We start from the raw sequence: 20931 nt of genomic DNA, 5'->3' as shown, positions 1-20931 counted from the left end.
CCCGGTCCGTGGAGAGGGAAGCCAGGATATCTGGTTGATCCTGTTACCAGCCTTTGGAATGGATGATTTTCTCGATTTCCTTGATGCTCTTCGACTCCAGCACCAGCATGTGTTTTTCCTTGGCCTCGCTGATCTTGTCCAGCAACTCGGAGATGTTGACCGGCTTCTCGATGAAATCCTCGGCCCCCAGCTTCATCGCCTCGATACTGGTCCGGATCGAGCCCTGGCCGGAGAGCATGATGATCCCGGCCTCCGGCTGTCTGGCCTTGATCCGCTTCAAGGTCTCGAGCCCGTCGATCCCCGGCATCGCCAGATCGAGGACGATCAGGTCATACTCCTGCCCCTCGACGCTGGCCAGCGCACTCTCGCCACTGCTGGCGGTGGTGACGTTCAATCCCCGGCTCTCCAGCCTCTCGGCCAGGGTCTTGAGAAAATCCTCCTCATCGTCCACCAGCAGCACCTTGGCCTTCAGTTCTTCCACCATCTCATCTCCTCTCTTGGTTCGTTTATCGTCGCCGCCATGGCGAGCCCGCCGTTGCCGGCAAGCTCCACCATGACATGTTATTTCAATCTGCTTATCCGGTATCAGCCGTGCATCAGCTTGTACTGGACAATGTACACGATGATTCCGGAGAAATAGCCGAGGGCGGCCAACGCCCCGATCTTGCGGGCGTACCAGAAGAAGTGGATCTTCTCCAGCCCCATCGCCGCGACACCGGCCGCCGAGCCGATGATCAGCATCGAGCCGCCGGTCCCGGCGCAGTAGGCCATGAACTCCCACAGGAAGCTGTCCTGCGGGTAGACCGCCATGTCGTACATCCCCATCGAGGCGGCGACCAGCGGCACGTTGTCGACGATGGCGCTGAGAATGCCGATCAGGGCGACGATGATATCCTGACGGCCGACCGCCATGTCGAGCCAGCTCGCCAGGGCGGTGAGAATGTGGGTATGCTCGAGGGTGGCGACCGCCAGCAGGATGCCGATGAAGAAGACGATGCTGGCCATGTCGATGCGGCTCAGGGCCGCCACCAGTCGCAGATGCTTCCTCTTGTCCTCATGGGTGTTGCGATGGACGATGTTGCCGACCAGCCAGATGACGCCGAGGCCGAAAAGGATCCCCATGAACGGCGGCAGGTGGGTGATGGTCTTGAAGATCGGGACGTTGATCAGGGCGCCGACCCCCATGCAGAACATCAGGTTCTGCTCGAAGGTCGAGGTCTCGACACCATGGCCGCAGGTGCCGCTTTTCGGGGCGATAACCTCCTTGCCCCGGAGGACGAAGGTGAGCAGGAGCAGCGGCACGATCAAACAGGCCAGCGAGGCCAGAAACACGCCCTTGATGATCGCCGTCGTCGTGATCTGGCCGCCGATCCACAGCATCGTCGTCGTCACGTCGCCGATCGGCGACCAGGCCCCGCCGGCATTGGCGGCGATGACGATGACGCCGGCGAAGAACAGCCGGTCCTCGTGACGGTCGAGCAGTTTCTTCATCAGCGACACCATGACGATCGTCGTCGTCAGGTTGTCGAGGGCGGCGCTGAGGAAAAAGGTCACGAACCCGACCAGCCAGAGGAGCGAGGTGATCCTGGTGGTCTTGATCCGCGAGGTGATGACGTTGAAGCCGTTGTGGGCGTCGACGACCTCGACGATCGTCATCGCCCCCATCAGGAAGAAGATGATCTGGGCGGTTGCAGCCAGCGATTCATGGAGGTTTTCGGTGACCTTGTGGGTGTCGCCGCTCATCAGGGCATAGACCGTCCACAGCAGACCGGCGCCGACCAGGGCCGATGCCGACTTGTTGACCTTGATCGGGTGCTCGAGGGCAATGCAGGCGTAGGCCAGGACAAAGATGAGGATCAGGGCGGAAATCATGACTACTCCTTCACGTTGATGAAACTTAAGTTTCTCTACCGACAACCTCCAAAAACCATCAACCGCAGCGAAGAATCGTATTGAACCAAATCCAAACAAGGCAAAGACTAGCAATCGCCATGCCACCCGCACGAAATCATTCTTTATCGAATAACATGATATGTTTATTATATATTTAACACAACAAGCCATATACCGGCATTTCCCGCACATCCAAGCCAAAGGCGGAAGTTCCATTTAGTTTCACTACGTCCCATATATCATCCCCCGTCTCCCTTCCCGGCCAAACTGGGACCATCCACGTCCCATCCTCTCCGAGGCCTTCACGTCTATGTCAAACAACCCCTTATTGTCAGAATATTTTTGCTCCAACCCACGACCGCCGCCCATCGCCGCGACTGCCACCCGTATCCCCGGTGCAGCCGCAAGCAGCAATCATGGCAACATATCGCCCTCTCCACGAGACGTATCATTATGAAACATATTGATACAATTCGTTTGACCGCTTCGACCGCCGGCAGAGACAGCCGACGCCTCTGCCATGCTGCATCCTCACCCCCAGAGTTGCTGCATTTTCAAGACAGGCTCTTGCCATGGGCCGTTTTTTCCTGTACATCGTACAGTCTTGGTGACGGTTCTTCTTTCGCGGATGTGCAGCCATCGATGCCGCCTGCCGGACACGAACAGCAGCGCATGTGGCTGCCGCCTTCGCGTGCCGTGGCGATCATGTGCAAGCGCCGCCGCCGGCTCTTCAGACCATTGGAGTTCACACATGGCGTATACCTACCTCTTTGGCCCTGTCCCATCGCGACGACTGGGGATGTCGCTGGGCGTCGACCTCGTGCCCCGAAAAGTGTGCACGCTTGATTGCGTCTACTGTGAAGTCGGCAGAACGACGACATTGACCAGCGAGAGAAAAGAATACATCCCGGCAGCGGCGATCATCGAGGAGCTGGGCCGTTTTTTCGCTACCAATACGACGGCAATCGACTATATCACCATTTCCGGCTCCGGCGAACCGACGCTGAACAGCGGCATAGGCGACATTGTCGGGTACATCAGACGCAACATCCGGGATATTTCTCTGGCGGTCCTTACCAACGGCACCCTTCTGAACGATAAAAACGTGCGGGAAGCCCTGCTGGCGACGGATGTCGTCCTTCCCTCGCTCGATGCGGCGACCGCGCCCGTATTCGCCAGGATCAACCGGCACCATCGATCGATCACCGTCGACCAACACATTGCAGGCCTGGTCTCCTTCAGACAGGAATATCGCGGCAAGATCTGGTTGGAAGTCTTTATCCTGCCGGGATACAACGACAGCGATGCGGAGCTGCAGGCGATTCGCCAGGCGATATTGAAAATTCAACCCGATTCCGTACAGTTGAACACATTGGACCGCCCCGGAACAGTGGCCGGACTGAGAGGGGCGACGCCGGCGGAACTGGAGACAATAGTCCAGTCACTCGATCTCAAGTACGTCGAAATCATCACCGCCGGCGGCGCATCCGGAAATGTAACGTCATGCCGGAAGGAGGCTGAATCGGTTCTCCTGGAAATGATCTCGAGAAGGCCCTGCACCCTCGACGATCTGGTCTTGACGCTGGGGATGTCGCCCCATGCCGTAAAGAAGATTGTTGCTGCGTTGCAGACAGCGGAGACGATTGAATCGGTACGGCAGGAACGGGGTGTGTTTTATCAGCTGAAGAACAAATGAAGCATCCTGCCGCCAACCCCACACCACCTGCGGAAAAACAAGGGATGCAGGGGATCGTGCGGCTGCGGGTCGTCGCCCTGCTGCTGATCGTCCTGTTCGTCGGCGTGATTGCCCTGCCGCCGGATCTGACCTTGCTGATGGTGGTTGAAAATGGGCCGGTGGAGATGCTGTCGGCGATCGGCCTCCTGGGCGCCGCCTTCTGGCTCTTCTGCCGGGCGGGCCGTGATGGTTCCGGTCAGCCCATCGCCGCCGGATTCCTGGTGTTGCTGCTGGGGTTGCGGGAACTGGATTTCCATGCCCGCTTTACCATCATGGGGGTCTTCAAGACCAAATACTACCTCAGTCCTCTGGTACCGGCAGGTGAGAAGATCATTGTTTCAGTGTTGATGGTGATGATCATCTTCATCGCGATCCGCTATATCGTCGGCAATTTTCGCCGTTTCACCCTCGCCCTGCGCCGGCGGCATCCAGCGGCCCTGGCGCTCCTCGCCGCCTTCGGCTACGGCCTTCTCGGCAAAGGGCTGGACAGCCTCGCCACCCCTCTCGAACCCCCCATCGCCTGGTTCTCCGCCGATCCCAAGCTGGTTCTGCGGACGATGGAAGAGTTCACGGAGCTTGGAGTCCCCCTCTGCATCCTGCTGGCCGTATGGTATACCTCCTCTCCCGACGGAATGGACGAGCGGGAAAAGGGATCGCCCGAGGCGGAAAAGACAACGGGATATTCACATACCATCGACCAAGGTCAACGCCATTGAACCTCGCTGTTCCGGACTGGGCCGAACCGCGGCTCAAGGTGAAATTCATGCACCGCGGCCTCGGCCGGGGACGATCGGCCGACTACTTTCTCCGCCAGTTTCCCGGCACCCGGCCGCAGTGGGCAGAGTGCGCCTTCGATTTCGATCTCGACTGCCGGGAGTACGACTGGCTGGTGGTGTATCACGATCTGCCGCCCGGGCCGACGCTGTTCACCGAGGAAAGGCTCGCCTGCCCCCGCGAACGGACCTTGCTGATCACCGGCGAGCCGTCGACGATCACCGTCTTCGGCCGGGATTATCTGCGCCAGTACGGCACTATCCTGACCTTCCAGGAACCGTGGGCGATGCGGCACCCGAACGTCGTCTTTCATCATCCCGGCCTGATCTGGCACTACGGGATGCCCTTCGACCGCAACGGCTACATCACCTGGGACCGGTTGGCGGCGACGCCGCCGCCGGCAAAGACCAGGGTCATCTCCACCGTCTGTTCCGAGCGGACCGGCAACATCACCCTTCATTCGACCCGGGTCGCCTTCACCTGGCGGCTCAAGGACGAGTTGCCGGAACTCGAGATCTTCGGCCATGGGGTCAGGCCGATGAACGACAAGGCCGAGGCCCTCGATCCCTACATGTTCCATATCGCGGTGGAGAATCACGTCTACCGCCATCACCTGACGGAGAAACTGCCCGATGCTTTTCTGGGCTACACCCTGCCGTTCTATCACGGCGCCCCCAATGCGGCCGCCTATTTTCCCAAGGACAGCTTCATCCCGATCGACATCAACGATTACCGGCGCACCCGGGACATCATCCGCCACCACCTCGCCAACAACGAGTACCGGGATCGATTGCCCCATATCATCGAGGCGCGGCGCCGGGTGCTGGAAGAACAGAACCTGTTCGCCATCGTCAGCCGCACGATCTGCGCCCAGGAAGAAAGGATCGCCGCCACGACCCCGGGCAGGGTCATCCGCAACCGCTCGACCATGCGCCTGAAAAATCCGCTCGCCGGGCTGCGCAGCCTGGTCGAGAAGGGGGTGACCAAGACCTATCACCGGCTGACCTTCAAGGCCCGCAACAAACCCCTGGGGCTCTGACCCGCACCTGCGCTTGCCGCTTCCCGCTATTTCTGGGGTTTGTAGAGCAGGGCCGCACATCCCGCCCGCTTGACGACGCGCTCGGCGACACTGCCCAGCAGGATCTTCTCGAGTCCCTTGGCGCCGTGGGTCCCGATGATGATCAGATCGGCGCCCTCTTCCCTGGCATAATCGACGATGCTGTCAACGACATCGCCGCTCTTCACCTTGCCGGAGCATCCCATCCAGGTTTTTGAATTTTTCTCCACCAGTTCGGCCATCTTCCTCTCGGCATGGGCGATGGTTTCCTCGTCTTTCACCGGCATATACGCCGGCACGAAATCCGAATAAAATATTACGGTCTCGACAACATGCAGGAAAACGACCTTGGCCGCCAGTTTGTTGGCCGTCGCCGTGGCGAACTCGGCGATTTCATCGGTATACTGTTGGAAATCGACTGGAACGATGATCTTGCGAATCTCATACATGGCATTCCTCCTTCACTGTTGAACAGCAGTCCGCTCTCCTCCCCTTCCTACATCCTGATTTTGGCCTCCGTTTTCTTCAGATTCTTGGCCAGATGGAGGTAGCGGTGCGTCGCCGTTTCGGACAACCGGGTGATGATGCTGGAAAGATCCGAGTTATTCCAGACCGAACTGAAGGCCTCATCGGCCTGGATCTGGTCGCTGATTGCAAAGGGTGGCTGATTGTCTGGCATCAACCGGACATCCTCCTGGCCGATCTCGATTTTCCCGGCAAAAATTTGACGAAACAATTCCTGAACACTGTATCTGAAGAAATTCTTCAGATCCTCGGTCGATTCAGCCTCACTGATCTGTTTTCTGAACTTGGGGAGAATGTCGTTTTCTATCCTGGAATACGATACCGAATCATCCATACTTCCTCCTCCTGGCGTGGAATTGTGCGGCAGTCGGCAGCTCGCCACCATGAATGCAAAGGGAACCCGCCCGGCCGGAATCGGCCTGAGGTTCGCACATTCAGACTGTTCAGCCCTTCAGTCTATTTTCCTGCTATCGAGCAGGAGATATCAAGGGAAAATTGTCGAGTGCCGGAACGCGGTTGCAAGAACCTGCGTCGATTGCTCCGGAACTTGCCGGAATCCTGGGGCCTTGGTCATCAGTCCCGATAGAGGCGGCGCAGCAGCGCGATTTCTTCGGCGTAGCCCGGCAGCTCGTTGGGGGTTTCCAACAGAAAGGGGAGATGGCGCAGGCGTGGATGGTTGATGATCCGGGCAATCGCCTCGACACCGATGTGGCCATGGCCGATCCGGGCGTGGCGGTCCTTGCGGCTGCCGCGCGGGTTGAGGCTGTCGTTGAGATGAATCGCCCGCAGCCGCCCCAGGCCGATGACCGCGTCGAACTCGGTCAGCACCCCGTCGAGATCGTCGACAATGTCGTACCCGGCATCATGGACGTGACAGGTGTCGAGACAGATCCCCATCTTGTCCTGGAGGACGACCCCATCGAGAATCCGGCGCAGTTCCTGAAAACTGCGGCCGACCTCGCTGCCCTTGCCGGCCATGGTTTCGAGCAGGACGGTCGTCGTCTGTTGCGGCGTCAACACGGCGTTGAGCTGGGCGGTGATCAGGGCGATGCCGGCCGCCTCGCCCTGGCCGACGTGACTGCCGGGGTGGAAGTTGTAGAGGTTGCCCGGCAGCAGTTCGAGGCGCGCCAGGTCGTCCTGCATCGTCGCCAGTGCGAATTCCCGGGTCTTCGGGTCGGCCGAGCAGGGATTGAGGGTGTAGGGCGCATGCGCCAGCAGCGGCGCGAAGTGATGGTCGGCGGCAAACTGAAGAAAGGCGGCGATATCGGCGGGATCGATGTCCTTGGCCTTGCTGCCCCGCGGGTTGCGGGTGAAAAACTGGAAGGTGTCGGCATCGATCGCCAGCGCATCGCGACCCATGGCCATGAAGCCCTTGGAAACGGACAGGTGACAGCCGATGCTGAACATGGCTTTTCCGTTCATCGACTCGCCGCGATTCCGCCGCCGCAGTATTTTCCCCGAAGTCTGGGTTTTTCAATCTTGCCGGTGGGATTGCGCGGCACCGCATCGAAGATGATCCGGCGCGGCCGTTTGTAGCGCGGCAGCGAGGCGCAGAACGCCAGGATCTCCTCTTCGCTGCAGCGGCGGTCCGGCTTGAGTTCGATCACCGCCGCCGCAATCTCGCCGAGGCGGTGGTCGGGGATGCCGATCACCGCCGCATCCTTGATCGCCTCATGTTCGCGGAGAAAATTCTCGATCTGGACCGGATAGATGTTTTCGCCGCCGGTGATGATCACATCCTTCTTGCGATCGACCAGATAGATGAAGCCGTCCTCGTCCATGCGCGCCATATCGCCGGTCAACAGCCAGCCGTCCTTGAGCACGGCGGCGGTCGCCTTGGGATCGTTGAAGTAGCACTTCATCACCCCCGGCCCCTTGACCACCAGTTCCCCGACCTCGCCCGGCCGGACCGGGCGGCCCGCCTCATCGGCGATCATCGCCTCCCAGCCGTGGCCGGTGGTGCCGATCGCCCCGACCTTGTGGACGTTTTCGACCCCGAGATGGACACAGCCGGGGCCGCTCGACTCGGTCAGGCCGTAGTTGGTGTCGTAGAGGTGGTGGGGAAAATATTTCTTCCAGCGGTGAATCAGGCTGGGGGGCACCGGCTGGGCGCCGATATGCATCAGCCGCCACTGGTCGAGGGCATAGTCCTCCAGCTTCAGCTCGCCGCTTTCGATCGCGTCGAGAATGTCCTGGGCCCAGGGGACGAGCAGCCAGACGATGGTGACCTTTTCGGCGGAAACCGTCTCCAGGATCCACCGGGGTTTGACCCCGCGCAGCAGCACCGCCCGGCTGCCCGCCAGCAGGCTGCCGAACCAGTGCATCTTGGCGCCGGTATGGTACAGCGGCGGGATGCAGAGGAAGTTGTCCTCCCGGGTCTGGCCGTGATGCTGCTGCTCGGTGACGCAGGCCGAGGTCAGGCTGCGGTGGGTATGGAGGATGGCCTTGGGAAAGCCGGTGGTTCCGGAGGAGAAGTACAGCGCCGCCTCGTCGTCGTCGGTGATGGCGATCCGCGGCGCGGTGGGAGCACAATCTGCCGCCAGCCGGTCATAGCTTTCGGCGAAGGAGGGACAGTCGGCGCCGACGAAGATCCGCTCCCTGACCCGGGGCATCCGGTCGCAGATCGCTTCGATCCGGCCGATGAATTCGGGGCCGAAAACCAGCAGCACGGCCTCGGACAGATCGAGACAGTATTTGATCTCGTCGGCGGTGTAGCGATAGTTCAGCGGCACCGCCACCGCCCCGGCGCGGAGGATGCCGAAATACATCGGCAGCCACTCCAGGCAGTTCATCAGCAGCAGGGCGATTTTGTCACCTTGTGTGATCCCCATGCCCAGCAGCAGGTTGGCGACGCGGGAGGCCTGCTCGTCGAACTGGCGCCAGGTCATCTCCCGGCGGTGGGGTGACGACGGCCCGGCCTCCACCAGTTCGAATTCGCGCCAGGTAACTTCGCGTTTCTCCTTGATTTCCGGATTGATCTCGATCAGGCTGGTGTCATCGGCATAAAGTCTGGCATTACGGGCCAACAGTTCGGTGATCGGCATTCTTTTTCATCTCTCCTTCATAAAACTTTATATATCGATAACGTATCCATGATATGGCAAACGACGGTCCCAGGCCGGAAAACATCTTCAGCCTCCCCCGGGGAAAGTACATCCCCCCATACACCATTATGCGCTATCCGGCAACTCAGGCACTCTGAAAAATTGGCCGGGCCGTGATGTCGAAAACCCGCCGCCGACCTGCAGCACCGGCTTCGCTGCCGGGTCGACACCGGCAGTGGCAACGCAAGGCAGACAGAGAGAAGGAAAGAGATCGTGACATGAACTTGCGAGGTTGGGAATGGGCAAAACCGCCGAAGACGGTGTATGCTGTCATTCGCTCTTGGTTGAGACGGGAGGGGAAGCCGCAAAGACACTCTTCTCCCCGGCAGGCGATCTCGCCCCGGCGGTCGAGAGGACGGAAAGACAATCATTCTGCAGAAGGCTCCCCATATGGAAACCGGTAATTTCAACGAATACTTCAAATTTTTCATTGCCCTGCTGGCGATCGTCAATCCGGTCGGGACCATCCCGATTTTCATCAACATGACCGCAAATCAGGATGAGGCGACCCGCAACACCAACGGCTCGATCGCCTCGCTGTCGATGGGGATCATTCTTGTTATAGTCCTGTTCACCGGCGAAGCCATTCTTCGCTTCTTCGGGATATCGGTCGGTTCTTTCCGGGTCGGTGGCGGGATCCTGATCCTGCTGATGGCGATATCGATGCTCAATGCCAAGATGAGCAATGTCAAACAGACGAGGGAGGAGGCCCTCGACTCGGCCGACCGGGACAGTGTCGCCGTCGTGCCTTTAGGCACACCGCTTCTGGCCGGACCGGGGGCGATCAGCACGGTCATCCTCTACGCCCAGCGCCACACCTCCGCCGCCCACTACGTCTATCTGTTCGGCGCTATCGTGCTCCTGACCGGCCTGACGATCCTGTTGTTCCGCCTGGCCCCGACCATTTCGCGACTGCTGGGCAAAACCGGCATCAACATCGTCACCCGGATCATGGGGTTGATCATGGCCGCGATGGGCGTCGAATTCATCACCCATGGCCTCAAACAACTGTTTCCAATCCTGGCGAGCTGACCGGGGAGGTGCATATCCGGAACCTCAGTTCCTGGGTAAAAAAACATACGAGGATCAGGGGAAACCTGTGCATTTCCGGCCGGTGTTATCGCCTGAGCCTGTCGCCGGCCTTTTCCGTGATTTTCCAGCCCACGGTCTCCAGCATCTTTCGGGCGCCGCCATCGACCCCTCCGGTCAACCACAGTTCTCTGTCGGCAACCTTGCCGGTTTGCGTCAGTATCTCATCGATACGCTGGAATTTGCCGGCCACTGCTTCGGTCTGGAAAACATTATCCAGCGGCAGAATCACAATCACGGCGCCGTCGTCTCTTTGCAGATACGGGATGCTTCCGGCCTGTCCGACTCCGGCAACGGGAGTTATCCGGGAGTGATACCCGGCCATGAGTTGCGCCATCACCCGTTAAAACACGGCGACGGATGGGCGAGTAACCACCGCGGCCACGGCAAGGAAGGAGGCGCGAGATACCTGACAAACGAGAGAAACTCCTGTTCCGCGGCAACCCGCCTCACAAAGGCACCAGGCCTTTGACCGGGGTGGATTTGCATTGTCTCTTGCCGCCTGACACGATATGGTCTCGGGTAGTATTGTGCTGATACAATCCGCATCGGGAAACCCGGACCAACATTTCACCCGCGATCAGTCTCATGACCCCCGACAAATTCATCGCCACCTGGCAGAACAACCCCCTCACCGAGCGGGCCGGGGCGCAGGCCCATTTCGATGACCTCTGCGATCTCCTTGGGGTCGAGAAGCCGCGTGACCCCGAGAACTACTGCTTTGAACGCGGGGCGAAGAAGGCCGGCGGCGGCGACGGTTGGGCCGATGTCTGGAAGCGCGGCTGTTTCGGCTGGGAGAACAAGAAGCCCGGCCGGGATCTCGACAGCGCCCTCAAGCAACTCACCGACTACTCCCTCCATCTCGACAACCCGCCGCTGCTGGTCGTCAGTGATCGGGAGCGCATCATCATCCATACCGCCTTCACCGGCTACCCCGATCAACCGAAAAAGATACTGATTGAAGATCTCAAAGAAGAGAGCGTCAGGGAGATGCTCCGCTGGGTCTTCGAAGACCCTGGCAAACTCCGCCCGGAAAAATCCACCGCCGCCATAACCGGCGAAGCTGCTGGACAGTTCGCCGATCTTGCCAAGGCCATGCGCGGCAGAGGTATCGACGGCCAGCAAACGGCACACTTCCTGGTCCAATGCCTGTTCTGCATGTTCGCAGAAGATGAAGGGTTACTGCCAGGCCAGGTGTTTACCAATATCCTGGAAAACGCCGCCTCCGACCCCGCCAAGGCGTCGGGACGCATCGAAAAGCTGTTCTCGGCCATGGCGGACCCAGGTGGCGAATATGGCGACCATGACATACCATGGTTCAACGGCGGTCTCTTCGCCATGATTGCCATTCCCACTCTTGCCTCCGGCGATATTAAAGCCTTGAGATCGGCGGCACAAATGGACTGGCTGGCCATCGACCCGACGATCTTCGGCACCCTGTTCGAGCGCAGCCTCGACCCGGCGGCCAGGGCGCCGCTCGGGGCCCATTACACCGATACCGCCACGATCCGCAAGCTCATCACCCCGTTGATCACCGAGCCGTTGCTGGCGCAATGGGAACAGGCCGGAAAGATCATCGCCACAGGGGCCGGCAAGGGACCGAAGACCAAGGCCAGAAAAGACGGCGACGCGGCGTGGCAGGAATTTACCGCCAAACTCCAGTCGTTCCGGGTCCTGGACCCGGCCTGCGGCTCCGGCAATTTCCTCTACCTGGCGCTCGAGGCCCTGCGCGATGTCGAGCGACGGGTGTTCCGTGAAGCCAACGAACTGGCCGGACACCAGCAGGGCCTGTGGCTGCTGACTGGACCGCATAACATCCTCGGTATCGAGATCAACGAATACGCCGCCGAACTGGCCCGGACAACGGTGTGGATCGGCGACATCCAATGGCGGCGGCGCAACGGCCGGCCGATCAACAACAGACCGATCCTCAGCCCGCTCGACGGCATCGAACATCGCGACGCATTGCTTACCGAGGACGGGCAGGAGGCTGAATGGCCAAACGCCGACGTCATTGTCGGCAATCCGCCGTTTCTTGGGGATAAAATGATGCGTAAAGAGCTGGGCGACCTCTATGTAGAGACTTTGCGTAAACGGTACGAAGGCCGCGTTCCGGGCGGGGCCGATTTGGTGACCTACTGGTTTGAAAAGGCAAGAGCGCAGATCGAGGCAGGAATGGCATCGGCTGCCGGTTTGGTGGCCACCAACTCCATCCGACAGAAACGAAACCGTGTGGTATTGGAACGTATTCTGGCAAGCACCCGTATATTCGAGGCCTGGTCGGACGAGGAGTGGGTCAATGAAGGGGCTGCGGTGCGGGTGAGCCTGGTTTGTTTCGGCCAGGGCGACAAAACCCGCCTTGACGGGAAAGATGTGGCCGTCATCCATGCCGATTTGACCGGCAGCGGCCAAGAAGGTCAAGCGCTGGATCTGACCCAGGCGGAGCCACTCGCCGCCAACAAAAGCCGCTCGTTTTTCGGTCTCTGCCTGGCCGGTCCTTTCAAGGTGGACACACCGACTGCGCTGACCTGGCTACAGGACACCGGTAATCCCAACGGTCGCCCCAACAGCGACGTGGTCCGCCCCATTTACAACGGCTCCGACATCACCCGCCGCTGGGCTGGTAACTGGGTGGTTGATTTCAGCGCTTTGGAACAGAACGAGGCCGCTGATTACCTGGTGCCCTTTGCCTATGTCGAAGAAATGGTCAAGCCTGTCCGTATTTCAAACAACCGACCGGCCAGAGCCAAAAAATGGTGGCACCATGGCGAGAAACGTCCGGGAATGCGGATTGCTCTGAGTGACCTTACCCACTTCATCGCCACACCTGAAACCGCCAAGCACCGTTTCTTTGTGAAATTTGCTGTACAAGTGGCTCCTGAACATAGCCTGATAGTCATTCCTCGCCAAGATGATACAACACTGGGTATTCTCTCCTCCCGTATCCACTGCATTTGGTCGTTGGCCAAAGGAGGGCGCATGGGTATGGGAAATGACCCACGGTATAACGCCAGCCTCACATTTGAAACATTCCCGTTCCCTTCTGGTTTTGACCTCGCTGAGATTGAACCACCACAGATTCAGGTGTTTCAGGACATTGCCGCTGCCGCCAACGACCTCAACGACTGGCGGGAAAAATGGCTCAATCCGGACGGCTGGCTCACCTGGGAGATCACCCCCGAGGAACAGGCTGCAGGTTTCCCCCCTCGTCCCATTCCCACGCCGGATCACGCCACAGAATGGAAGAAACGAACACTGACAAATCTTTACAATTTAATGCCATCAGGTCTGAAGCTGCGACAGGAACACCTCGATAACACCGTCGCCGCCGCCTACGGCTGGGACGACTACACCCCCGCCATGCCTGATGCAACTCTTCTGAAACGGCTACTGTCCCTCAACCTCGAGCGGGCCAGGCATTGACGAAGCAATTCTCGGCTTTCTCCTGCACCGCAACCTGACCGCGTAATTGCGAACGGGGTATTTGGCCTTCCATTCCCGTGTCCCGAAAAACTGGAGCCGCTCTACTCCATAGCGATAGTGAAGCGTGGGTGGACGCCGTCATCGATCCCGGCCAAAGAGATTGACGATTCGCCGATAATATTGAAGACTGACACCCATAGGAGAACCTGAAAGCGATAACCAATCAACAGGGAGATCAGCACATGGAATCGAAAATTGCCACCACCGTCAGGCTCAAACATGCTCCGGTTGCGGTCATGCTGGCGGACGACAAGCCGGCGGACGCCGTCCAGTTCACCCCGGGCAAATGGGGGTGCGTCATGTTCATGTTCGCCAACGCGGTCAAAGGCCGAACCGCCGTATTCGACAAGGAAACCTATGGCTGCTGGGGCGGCGGGGTCGGGCTGGGATTCGGCAATGCCTATCTCCAGTTTCCGGGCGGGGTCGACTGTTTCGCCCACTTTCTGTCGTCCGGCAACAAGCAGTGGGAAAAGGGCCGGGAGGTCGGCAAGGCTGTGGCAGGGGCCGCCGGCAAGGAGTTCGCCGACAACTTTCTCAACGGAGAAGGGTATATGCAAGGCCCGGATCTCGTGCACCAGTGGCTGGAAGAGATCCCGATGACGGAGAATCGGGCCCCCTATGTCGTGTTCAAACCCCTGGCCGGGGTCGACACCGCGGTGGAACTCCCGCAGACCGTGGTTTTCCTGGCCAATGCCGACCAGTTGTCGGCGCTGGTGATCCTGGCCAACTATGGCCGGGAAGGCATGGAGAACGTCATCATCCCCTGGGCCGCCGGCTGCCAGACCATCGGCATCCTCCCCGGGCGCGAAGCGGCCTCGGAGAAGCCGAGGGCCGTCGTCGGACTGACCGACATCTCGGCGCGAAAATACGTCCGCAAACTCCTCGGCGCGGAGTACCTGACATTTGCCATGCCGTGGCAGCTGTTCGTGGAGATGGAGAACAATGTCGACGGCAGCTTCCTCCAGCGGCACACCTGGCAGTCGCTGCTGGAATAAGCCGGGCCGGTGGCGATCTCCGATTCCGAGAGCCTATTTCAGCCGCGGATCGATCCCGGTGAAGCCGCATTCCGGGGTGTAGCAGGTGACATTGAGAAACTCGCATTTCTCATGACAGGCCGGGCACTCTTCCGGCGGCAGCGCCACCTGGATCGTGTTGCCGCAGTTTTTGCATTTCCAGTAGGGGTCGGGGATTGTCTGGTTGTTGTCGGTCATGTTGTTCCTCCTTGCCGTTCGAGCTTTCCATGCCCCTCTTCTGACGGGTGATCCGGAATCCTTTTTACGTGTGCCGCATCGGGTGCGGGCGGAACTGCCGAAACCCACTATCGATGGATCGGTTTTGCCTCGAGCCGTACGCCAAGCGCCGCACACACTTTGTTGATAGTGTCGAAGCGTGGACTGGCGTTGGGGCGTAGTGCCTTGTACAGGGCTTCGCGGGTGATGCCGGCCTTCTTCGCAACCTCGGTCATGCCGCGCGCTTTGGCGATGTCGCCCAGGGCCGCGGCCAGGAACGCGGGGTCGTTGTCTTCGATCACGACCGTCAGGTACTCGGCGATGGCCTGTTCGCTGTCCAGATATCGGGTAACGTCGAACTCGGGCAGCTCGGAAATCTTGATCTTCTTTTCCATTATTCATTCCTCCATGGCCGCGGCCATCTTCACGGCGCGGGAGATGTCGGCGGCTTGGCTGGATTTATCGCCACCACCCAGCATGAGCACCACAACTTCCCCGCGCTTCACATACTACATCCGCCATCCTGGCCCGAAGTGCTCGCGCATCTCGAACACTTCCTTCCCAACCGGTTTGACATCGCCGAGATTGCCCATCTGAGCCTTGCGTAAGCGCGCCACCAGACGCCGCCTGGTCAGGCCGTCCCTGATACCCGCAAGCCATCTGTCAAATTCCGGAGTGGTCTTTATCGTGTACATGGTACATGTGTAATCGTTCGATTACGGGATGTCAATCCCTCTTTCTTTTCTCAGCCACCACAGCGTTCAGTTATAGATAGATGATTTCATCTGCACCTAACACGAAAAAAGGGCTACAGCAAAAGCTGTAACCCTTTGATATCTGGTCGGGGCGGAGTGATTCGAACACTCGACCTCCTGCTCCCAAGGCTGTTTTATAGCCTTTTCGCCCCTTTTCATGCTTCTTCTCTCTTCATCACTAATCTATTGACAATCATTGGTATTTTGTGCTATTTGAATAGGTATGAAAAGTGATGAATTTTTCACTGCTCTACGCCAAAAAGGTGGACAAAAGGTGGACAACTTTTGAGGGGTAAAGACATGACAAAATGGAAAACAGCGGGGCCAGGAATCCGCTACAGAGAACACCCGACCAGAAAGCACGGGATCAAACCTGACAGGTACTATGTCATTCACTACCGGATTGACGGGAAACGAGTTGAAGAGGCCATGGGTTGGCTCTCCGAAGGTTGGACGCAAGAGAAATGCGAGGAAAACAGAAACGCCCTCAAGAGAAGCGCGAAGGAAAGCGGACCAAGAACACTGAGGGAACGGCGGATCATCCATGCGGCGGAAGAAAAAGCAGCACCTACTGTGATGGATCTTCTTTCCGAGTATTGGGACATGGAACTGAAACACACTCCCTCCGGCAAGGAACGGAAACGGTTGCTGACCAAGGATATTATTCCAGCATGGGGAACCCGTAAGATTTCATCCATTACCCGGCGGGATGCTGTTCTGCTCTTGGATAATGTCCGCGATAGGGCACCCGTGGCGGCAAACAGGCTTCAAGGTGTACTTGTGCGGATGCTCAACTTTGCAGCCGAGAGAGGGATACTTGAACACTCGCCATTGGTTGGATTGAAGAAGAAACCGGAACAGGCCAGGGCGCGAGTACTTGCAAACGATGAAATAAAAATGCTTTGGGATGCTCTCGACCTGAACAATGAATCGATAGATATGTTCCACGTCACAAAACTGGCGTTGAAAATGATACTCCTGACCGGACAGCGACCGGGCGAGGTATGCGGCATGGCATGGGAGGAAATTTCAGACGGAACGTGGAATATCCCTGCGGGGAAAATGAAGGGGCGCGAAGCTCATAGCGTCCCGTTAACCGATATGGCCTTAGAGGTCATCGAACAGGCGCGGCCATACACTGGAGGGCACCCCTTCGTTTTTTCATCACCACGGGGCGATGGGAGCCAAACCAGAACGCATACACTTTCCAAGGGTGTCTCTCGCCACTGGCAACAAATCGGATTCAAGGAACAATTCACTCCCCATGACCTGCGGCGGACGGTACGCACCCGGCTTGCGGAGATCGGTATTGACGATGTTGTTGCCGAGCGTGTTCTCGGGCACAAACTACAAGGGATCATGGCCGTCTATAACCGGCACGGATACGACGCGGAGAAACGACAGGCACTTGATAAATGGAATCGTGCTTTACGCCGGATATTAGGCATAGAAGAGGCAGAACGGGGCAAGGTTATTGAATTCAAGCGTTTTGCGACGAGATAGGGGCAATCATGGCGAATCGAAACAGGAAGGAAAAGGAATTGCCGATCTACATGGAGTCTGCCGAGAAATTTTCTAAAGACGATGATTCCATTGAAAATTCAATACAATTCATTATTCGCAAACAACAGGCTTGGAATGATCGACACAGGGCGTTAATCGATGATGCAGAGGTGGAGTATCGCAAAGACGGAAACCCAATGCACGCCTGGGACATTTTCATGCTTTGCAGGCGGGACAAATGGCCAATTCCAGAATGGGTTATGCGCTATCTCGACCAGACAGCGGACCGCCTGACCGCCACCGATGCCGGACCCGACGAGCTAGGCGAGTGCCTGGGATTCAAGGCAAAGAAAACCCCATGCCGCGGCGGTCGTCAAGGGATGAGTCAATACAGGCTTGCTGTGATCCGGCGGGAGGCTATCGCTCACATCGTCAATTGGTTGCGAGAGCACCCATTGGAAACAATCGAGGAAGCCTGTCAATACGCTTACGACAAGATCAATTCAAGATGGGGATTCGTGTCTAAAGACCCGATTCTAACCCTCAAAAAATGGTACAACACTCACAAGTAATACCACATCGTAGGATGATGCAACCTGTATAGTTGCGTCTCTTTTTCAAGCTATTTCATAGAGTTATTGTGTTCAGCATAGAGCAGCACATGTTGAACCTTAACCGTGAGGTAGCGAAATGCAGACACTCCCTTCCCCCGACAAGCAAACCCTTCCTAAACATTGCTTCGACAGAATTCTCCGCAAGCCTGAAGTATTGAGCCGATCCGGACTGTCAGACCCGACCATCTGGCGAATGGAAAAAGCCGGTAAATTTCCAAGGCGTGTTCGTCTTGGTGGGAACTCCTGCGGCTGGTTTGAGTCAGAATTTGACGCCTGGCTGAATGGTCTTGCAGCGTCCCGAGAGCTTGACGTCGCGGAGGCATGAGGCCATGAGAAAAAACAAAACGCCGGACCTCTTTCCCCAGAGATCCGGCGCACAAAACAAGAACCATCGATGCCTACAATGTAGCACATTCCTCCCCGCTTGGCAACGATCCATTCGCCGGACACAGGCCCGGCAGAGGGGGCGGCGATGAACGCCGAAGCGTTTTCAAAGGAAGACCTCAAGGCAAAGATGCGGCAAGCGATGGCCGACGAGAAACGCCGACACCCCCCTGGTGGAGAGAAACAGAAGACCACCACCAAAAAGGCCAAAGGCTCGGCATCTCCGGCGGGAAGTAAAAAGGGTTTAATCCTCTACTATCAGAACCCGCTTGACGCCGCAAAGAAGTTTTCCGGGACCGGGCGAAAGAAAATTTACTGGCAAAGTTGCCTTTATGAATACACCGGATCTGCCTATCAGGAAAAAACCACTGATGACGTCAAAGCGGATATCTATCGTTTTCTTGAAGGTGCCAAGGTCATAAACCCGAAAACTGAAGCAATTCAGCCATACAATCCCAACCGAAATCGCGTAGGCGAGATCCTTGAGGCTTTACGCGCAACGGTAAATCTACCCGACACCCTCAAGCCACCATGCTTCATCTCCGGCAGCGATTACCGGGAATACCTGGCTGTCAAGAACGGTCTGCTTGATATCGACAACAGGCAGCTTATTGAGCCGACACCGGATTTTTTCACCCTGAACAGTCTCCCATTTTCCTATGACCGGGACGCCGCAGATCCGGCTGAGTGGCTAAAATTCCTTGAGTCGATATGGCCGGATGACCGACAGGCCATAGACTGCTTGCAGGAGATCATTGGCTACCTTCTCACCGCCGACACATCACAGCAGAAAATATTTTCTATCGTTGGACCAATGCGAAGCGGCAAGGGGACGGTAGGCCGGATCATGACCGCGTTACTCGGGCCGGACAATGTATGCGCCCCGACACTTGGAAGCCTGGCGCAACAATTCGGCCTTGCCGGGCTGATCGGTAAAAAGGCGGCGATCATATCAGACGCCAGACTATCCAGCAAAGCCGACCAAGCGGCGATAGCAGAGCGTCTGCTGTCTATCTCCGGCGAAGATCACCAGGGAGTGCCCCGGAAATTTCTGTCTGACTACAACGGGCCGTTGCAGGTCCGGTTTGTGATCTTTTCAAATGAGATTCCCAGACTTGCAGATGCAAGCGGCGCGCTACCGTCGCGGTTTATCCTGCTGACGATGAAAAAATCTTTTCTCGGGCAAGAGGATCATGGACTTACCAAACGCCTGATGAGGGAATTACCAGCTATCCTGAATTGGAGTCTTGACGGTCTCGACCGATTAAACAGGCGCGGTTTTTTCATCCAGCCGGACAACGGCAAAGAAGCCATACAAGAATTGGCGGATCTGGCGAGTCCCATATCTGCTTTTCTCAGGGAAAAGTGCGTGCAAGGCCCGGAGCATACTGTCAGCGCGAAATCACTTTACACCGCCTGGTGTGCCTGGTGTGAAGATCAAGGGCGCGATTATCCGGGGAATTTACAGAGTTTCGGGCGTGACCTTAGAGCGGCGATTCCAGGATTGTCACTGGTTCGACCAAGAACTTTCGACGGGCGGCAAAGGATGTACCAAGGGGTAAGTTTATGCTAGCGGTCCACAGTGGTCCACGGACATTACCATTGCAGGAGATACTTGAGGTTTTAAGTAAATATATAAGTAGAGGGTGCAATGCAATGGGACGCGGACCATCGCGGTCCAAGCTGGTTTTTTCTTTGCCAGGCAAGGAGGCATTCCCATGCTGACAACCCTACTCGAAAGTGACGGATTCCTTGCAAAGCGGAAAGGCCCGAACGAGTACGCTTCCTCTTGCCCGGCCTGCGGTGGGAGAGATCGATTCATCGTCCGCACCGATGGCAATGCGCGGTACTGGTGCCGTCAATGTGATATCTCCGGCGATACAATCGAGTACCTGCGGAAATTCAGAGCGATGCCATACCGAGAAGCCGCCGAGTTTGTCGGTAAGCATATCGATGAACCTGTTACGCGGAAAATTCGTCAGGATGACCGCAGCGCACCGATTACGCCACCCTCCGATATATGGCTCAAGAAGGCCGATCAATTGACGACATGGGCGCATGACCGTCTTCTCCGCAACGATGAAACATTGAATTGGTTGGAGACCGAGCGAGGGCTTAACCGGGAGACCGCAAAGAAATTCAGGCTCGGATGGATTGACCGCGATGTTTTCGATGAGCGGGGAAAATGGGGCCTACCGGAGACAGGAAAGAAAATGCTTATCCCTTCCGGCTTGACGATACCCGGACCAGGGCGGATTCGTATCAGGCGCAACAATCCCGGCGATTATGGCCGCTACCACGTTTTACCCGGATCATCATCATCGCCATTGACGATAGGCGACCCCTACGAGAATGTCGCCGTCATCGTCGAAAGCGAGCTGGATGCCATTCTCCTTTGCCAAGAGATCCGCAGGCCGGTCTATGTCGTCGCCACTGGAACGACATCCATAAAGCCTGATTCCAGTATCGCCGCCGAGCTGGTGATGCAATTGAACGAGTGCCCGGTCGTTCTGATAGCGATGGATACCGACGACCCCGGCTCGAAGGCGGCAAGGCAATGGCTGGATGAGATGCACAACTCCTTCCGGGCAATGGTACCGGCGGAGCTTGGCAAGGATATCACTGATGCCTATCTGCAAGGCATGGACCTGAATATCTGGATCTCTGCGGCGGTGGATCTTTACTGCGATGAAATCACAGCAGAGCATGACAACGGCGAGAACGATTTTTTTCCGGAAATCCGGACAAACTCAATCGATGAGGTACGAAAATGCAATTGACTGAGA

The 20931-nt window shown here is 57.6% G+C and carries 20 protein-coding genes and 1 pseudogene; 11 read left to right on the top strand and 10 right to left on the bottom strand.

Annotation, left to right across the window (positions count from 1 at the left end; translation table 11 throughout):
• Nucleotides 1-43: 43 nt before the first annotated feature.
• Both HNQ81_RS09875 and nhaD read right to left on the bottom strand, forming a co-directional pair.
• Nucleotides 44-484 (bottom strand): sigma-54-dependent transcriptional regulator, encoded by a 441-nt coding sequence (locus HNQ81_RS09875; protein WP_183350866.1) that lies wholly within the window; start codon nt 482-484, stop codon nt 44-46.
• Nucleotides 485-585: 101 nt separating this feature from the next.
• Entirely contained in the window at nt 586-1872 is a 1287-nt protein-coding gene (gene nhaD / locus HNQ81_RS09870) for a sodium:proton antiporter NhaD (protein ID WP_183350864.1), read from the bottom strand.
• A gap of 772 nt (nt 1873-2644) precedes the next feature.
• On the opposite strand from nhaD, the gene HNQ81_RS09865 reads away from it, so the two are divergent.
• The 3 genes from HNQ81_RS09865 to HNQ81_RS09855 are packed head-to-tail and all read left to right on the top strand — an operon-like array spanning nt 2645 to nt 5441.
• Nucleotides 2645-3589: a radical SAM protein gene (locus HNQ81_RS09865; protein WP_183350862.1), complete on the top strand. Its 945-nt coding sequence runs from the start codon at nt 2645-2647 to the stop codon at nt 3587-3589.
• Nucleotides 3586-4344, top strand: a complete 759-nt coding sequence (locus tag HNQ81_RS09860; protein ID WP_183350860.1) for a hypothetical protein — start codon at nt 3586-3588, stop codon at nt 4342-4344. The genes HNQ81_RS09865 and HNQ81_RS09860 overlap by 4 nt, the downstream gene beginning before the upstream one ends.
• A gap of 47 nt (nt 4345-4391) precedes the next feature.
• Entirely contained in the window at nt 4392-5441 is a 1050-nt protein-coding gene (locus tag HNQ81_RS09855) for a glycosyltransferase family 10 domain-containing protein (protein ID WP_183350934.1), read from the top strand.
• 26 nt (nt 5442-5467) lie between these two features.
• Here the strand turns inward: HNQ81_RS09855 and HNQ81_RS09850 are convergent, their stop codons facing one another.
• From HNQ81_RS09850 to HNQ81_RS09835, 4 genes are all read right to left on the bottom strand, one after another.
• The gene (locus HNQ81_RS09850; protein WP_183350858.1) at nt 5468-5908 is read right to left on the bottom strand and encodes a universal stress protein; all 441 of its coding nucleotides are present in this window, start codon (nt 5906-5908) and stop codon (nt 5468-5470) included.
• 47 nt (nt 5909-5955) lie between these two features.
• Nucleotides 5956-6318: a hypothetical protein gene (locus HNQ81_RS09845; protein WP_183350856.1), complete on the bottom strand. Its 363-nt coding sequence runs from the start codon at nt 6316-6318 to the stop codon at nt 5956-5958.
• Between the two features lie 239 nt (nt 6319-6557).
• Entirely contained in the window at nt 6558-7391 is an 834-nt protein-coding gene (locus HNQ81_RS09840; protein ID WP_183350932.1) for a deoxyribonuclease IV, read from the bottom strand.
• Nucleotides 7392-7402: 11 nt separating this feature from the next.
• The gene (locus tag HNQ81_RS09835) at nt 7403-9028 is read right to left on the bottom strand and encodes a class I adenylate-forming enzyme family protein (protein ID WP_183350854.1); all 1626 of its coding nucleotides are present in this window, start codon (nt 9026-9028) and stop codon (nt 7403-7405) included.
• Between the two features lie 450 nt (nt 9029-9478).
• Between HNQ81_RS09835 and HNQ81_RS09830 the strand changes: the two genes are divergently transcribed.
• Complete coding sequence (locus HNQ81_RS09830; RefSeq protein ID WP_183350852.1) at nt 9479-10120, top strand: YchE family NAAT transporter; 642 nt, start codon at nt 9479-9481, stop codon at nt 10118-10120.
• An 85-nt stretch (nt 10121-10205) separates the two neighbouring features.
• Here HNQ81_RS09830 and HNQ81_RS09825 read toward each other — a convergent pair whose 3' ends face one another.
• Complete coding sequence (locus HNQ81_RS09825) at nt 10206-10502, bottom strand: hypothetical protein (RefSeq protein WP_183350850.1); 297 nt, start codon at nt 10500-10502, stop codon at nt 10206-10208.
• A gap of 263 nt (nt 10503-10765) precedes the next feature.
• Between HNQ81_RS09825 and HNQ81_RS09820 the strand changes: the two genes are divergently transcribed.
• A complete protein-coding gene (locus HNQ81_RS09820; protein WP_183350848.1) occupies nt 10766-13600 on the top strand; it encodes a class I SAM-dependent DNA methyltransferase in 2835 nt (944 codons plus the stop codon).
• Nucleotides 13601-13842: 242 nt separating this feature from the next.
• Nucleotides 13843-14655 (top strand): DUF169 domain-containing protein, encoded by an 813-nt coding sequence (locus HNQ81_RS09815; protein ID WP_183350846.1) that lies wholly within the window; start codon nt 13843-13845, stop codon nt 14653-14655.
• A gap of 33 nt (nt 14656-14688) precedes the next feature.
• On the opposite strand, the gene HNQ81_RS09810 is transcribed toward HNQ81_RS09815, so the two are convergent.
• The 3 genes and pseudogenes from HNQ81_RS09810 to HNQ81_RS18130 form a co-directional block, all read right to left on the bottom strand.
• Nucleotides 14689-14871 (bottom strand): rubredoxin-like domain-containing protein, encoded by a 183-nt coding sequence (locus HNQ81_RS09810; protein ID WP_183350845.1) that lies wholly within the window; start codon nt 14869-14871, stop codon nt 14689-14691.
• A 107-nt stretch (nt 14872-14978) separates the two neighbouring features.
• Nucleotides 14979-15284: an addiction module antidote protein gene (locus tag HNQ81_RS09805; RefSeq protein ID WP_183350843.1), complete on the bottom strand. Its 306-nt coding sequence runs from the start codon at nt 15282-15284 to the stop codon at nt 14979-14981.
• Nucleotides 15285-15287: 3 nt separating this feature from the next.
• Nucleotides 15288-15584, bottom strand: a pseudogene (locus HNQ81_RS18130) (type II toxin-antitoxin system RelE/ParE family toxin).
• 360 nt (nt 15585-15944) lie between these two features.
• Between HNQ81_RS18130 and HNQ81_RS09795 the strand changes: the two are divergent.
• The 5 genes from HNQ81_RS09795 to HNQ81_RS09775 all read left to right on the top strand — a co-directional run bounded on the left by HNQ81_RS09795 (nt 15945) and on the right by HNQ81_RS09775 (nt 20925).
• Nucleotides 15945-17147 (top strand): tyrosine-type recombinase/integrase, encoded by a 1203-nt coding sequence (locus HNQ81_RS09795; protein WP_183350841.1) that lies wholly within the window; start codon nt 15945-15947, stop codon nt 17145-17147.
• 8 nt (nt 17148-17155) lie between these two features.
• Nucleotides 17156-17719 (top strand): hypothetical protein, encoded by a 564-nt coding sequence (locus HNQ81_RS09790; RefSeq protein WP_183350839.1) that lies wholly within the window; start codon nt 17156-17158, stop codon nt 17717-17719.
• Between the two features lie 118 nt (nt 17720-17837).
• Nucleotides 17838-18086: a helix-turn-helix transcriptional regulator gene (locus HNQ81_RS18125; protein ID WP_183350837.1), complete on the top strand. Its 249-nt coding sequence runs from the start codon at nt 17838-17840 to the stop codon at nt 18084-18086.
• A gap of 147 nt (nt 18087-18233) precedes the next feature.
• Nucleotides 18234-19718 carry a DNA primase family protein gene (locus HNQ81_RS09780; RefSeq protein ID WP_183350835.1) on the top strand — a complete coding sequence of 495 codons (1485 nt, stop codon included), beginning with the start codon at nt 18234-18236 and terminating at the stop codon, nt 19716-19718.
• Between the two features lie 145 nt (nt 19719-19863).
• Entirely contained in the window at nt 19864-20925 is a 1062-nt protein-coding gene (locus tag HNQ81_RS09775) for a primase-helicase zinc-binding domain-containing protein (RefSeq protein WP_183350833.1), read from the top strand.
• The last annotated feature ends 6 nt before the right edge of the window (nt 20926-20931 follow it).

This window comes from Desulfoprunum benzoelyticum (genome assembly GCF_014201505.1).
GTDB lineage: Bacteria > Desulfobacterota > Desulfobulbia > Desulfobulbales > Desulfocapsaceae > Desulfoprunum > Desulfoprunum benzoelyticum.
The sequence above is the reverse complement of the archived record's forward strand: the minus strand, read 5'-3'. Positions and strand labels throughout refer to the sequence as shown.

What these genes read in the sequence shown, in the direction of transcription:
- HNQ81_RS09810 (WP_183350845.1), bottom strand. Translation starts at nt 14,871, where the DNA reads ATGACCGACAACAACCAGACAATCCCCGACCCCTACTGGAAATGCAAA.
- HNQ81_RS09805 (WP_183350843.1), bottom strand. Translation starts at nt 15,284, where the DNA reads ATGGAAAAGAAGATCAAGATTTCCGAGCTGCCCGAGTTCGACGTTACC.
- HNQ81_RS09815 (WP_183350846.1), top strand. Translation starts at nt 13,843, where the DNA reads ATGGAATCGAAAATTGCCACCACCGTCAGGCTCAAACATGCTCCGGTT.
- nhaD (WP_183350864.1), bottom strand. Translation starts at nt 1,872, where the DNA reads ATGATTTCCGCCCTGATCCTCATCTTTGTCCTGGCCTACGCCTGCATT.
- HNQ81_RS09835 (WP_183350854.1), bottom strand. Translation starts at nt 9,028, where the DNA reads ATGCCGATCACCGAACTGTTGGCCCGTAATGCCAGACTTTATGCCGAT.
- HNQ81_RS09795 (WP_183350841.1), top strand. Translation starts at nt 15,945, where the DNA reads ATGACAAAATGGAAAACAGCGGGGCCAGGAATCCGCTACAGAGAACAC.
- HNQ81_RS09775 (WP_183350833.1), top strand. Translation starts at nt 19,864, where the DNA reads ATGCTGACAACCCTACTCGAAAGTGACGGATTCCTTGCAAAGCGGAAA.
- HNQ81_RS09855 (WP_183350934.1), top strand. Translation starts at nt 4,392, where the DNA reads ATGCACCGCGGCCTCGGCCGGGGACGATCGGCCGACTACTTTCTCCGC.
- HNQ81_RS09840 (WP_183350932.1), bottom strand. Translation starts at nt 7,391, where the DNA reads ATGTTCAGCATCGGCTGTCACCTGTCCGTTTCCAAGGGCTTCATGGCC.
- HNQ81_RS09850 (WP_183350858.1), bottom strand. Translation starts at nt 5,908, where the DNA reads ATGTATGAGATTCGCAAGATCATCGTTCCAGTCGATTTCCAACAGTAT.
- HNQ81_RS09845 (WP_183350856.1), bottom strand. Translation starts at nt 6,318, where the DNA reads ATGGATGATTCGGTATCGTATTCCAGGATAGAAAACGACATTCTCCCC.
- HNQ81_RS09780 (WP_183350835.1), top strand. Translation starts at nt 18,234, where the DNA reads ATGAACGCCGAAGCGTTTTCAAAGGAAGACCTCAAGGCAAAGATGCGG.
- HNQ81_RS18125 (WP_183350837.1), top strand. Translation starts at nt 17,838, where the DNA reads ATGCAGACACTCCCTTCCCCCGACAAGCAAACCCTTCCTAAACATTGC.
- HNQ81_RS09875 (WP_183350866.1), bottom strand. Translation starts at nt 484, where the DNA reads ATGGTGGAAGAACTGAAGGCCAAGGTGCTGCTGGTGGACGATGAGGAG.
- HNQ81_RS09820 (WP_183350848.1), top strand. Translation starts at nt 10,766, where the DNA reads ATGACCCCCGACAAATTCATCGCCACCTGGCAGAACAACCCCCTCACC.
- HNQ81_RS09865 (WP_183350862.1), top strand. Translation starts at nt 2,645, where the DNA reads ATGGCGTATACCTACCTCTTTGGCCCTGTCCCATCGCGACGACTGGGG.
- HNQ81_RS09790 (WP_183350839.1), top strand. Translation starts at nt 17,156, where the DNA reads ATGGCGAATCGAAACAGGAAGGAAAAGGAATTGCCGATCTACATGGAG.
- HNQ81_RS09860 (WP_183350860.1), top strand. Translation starts at nt 3,586, where the DNA reads ATGAAGCATCCTGCCGCCAACCCCACACCACCTGCGGAAAAACAAGGG.
- HNQ81_RS09830 (WP_183350852.1), top strand. Translation starts at nt 9,479, where the DNA reads ATGGAAACCGGTAATTTCAACGAATACTTCAAATTTTTCATTGCCCTG.
- HNQ81_RS09825 (WP_183350850.1), bottom strand. Translation starts at nt 10,502, where the DNA reads ATGGCCGGGTATCACTCCCGGATAACTCCCGTTGCCGGAGTCGGACAG.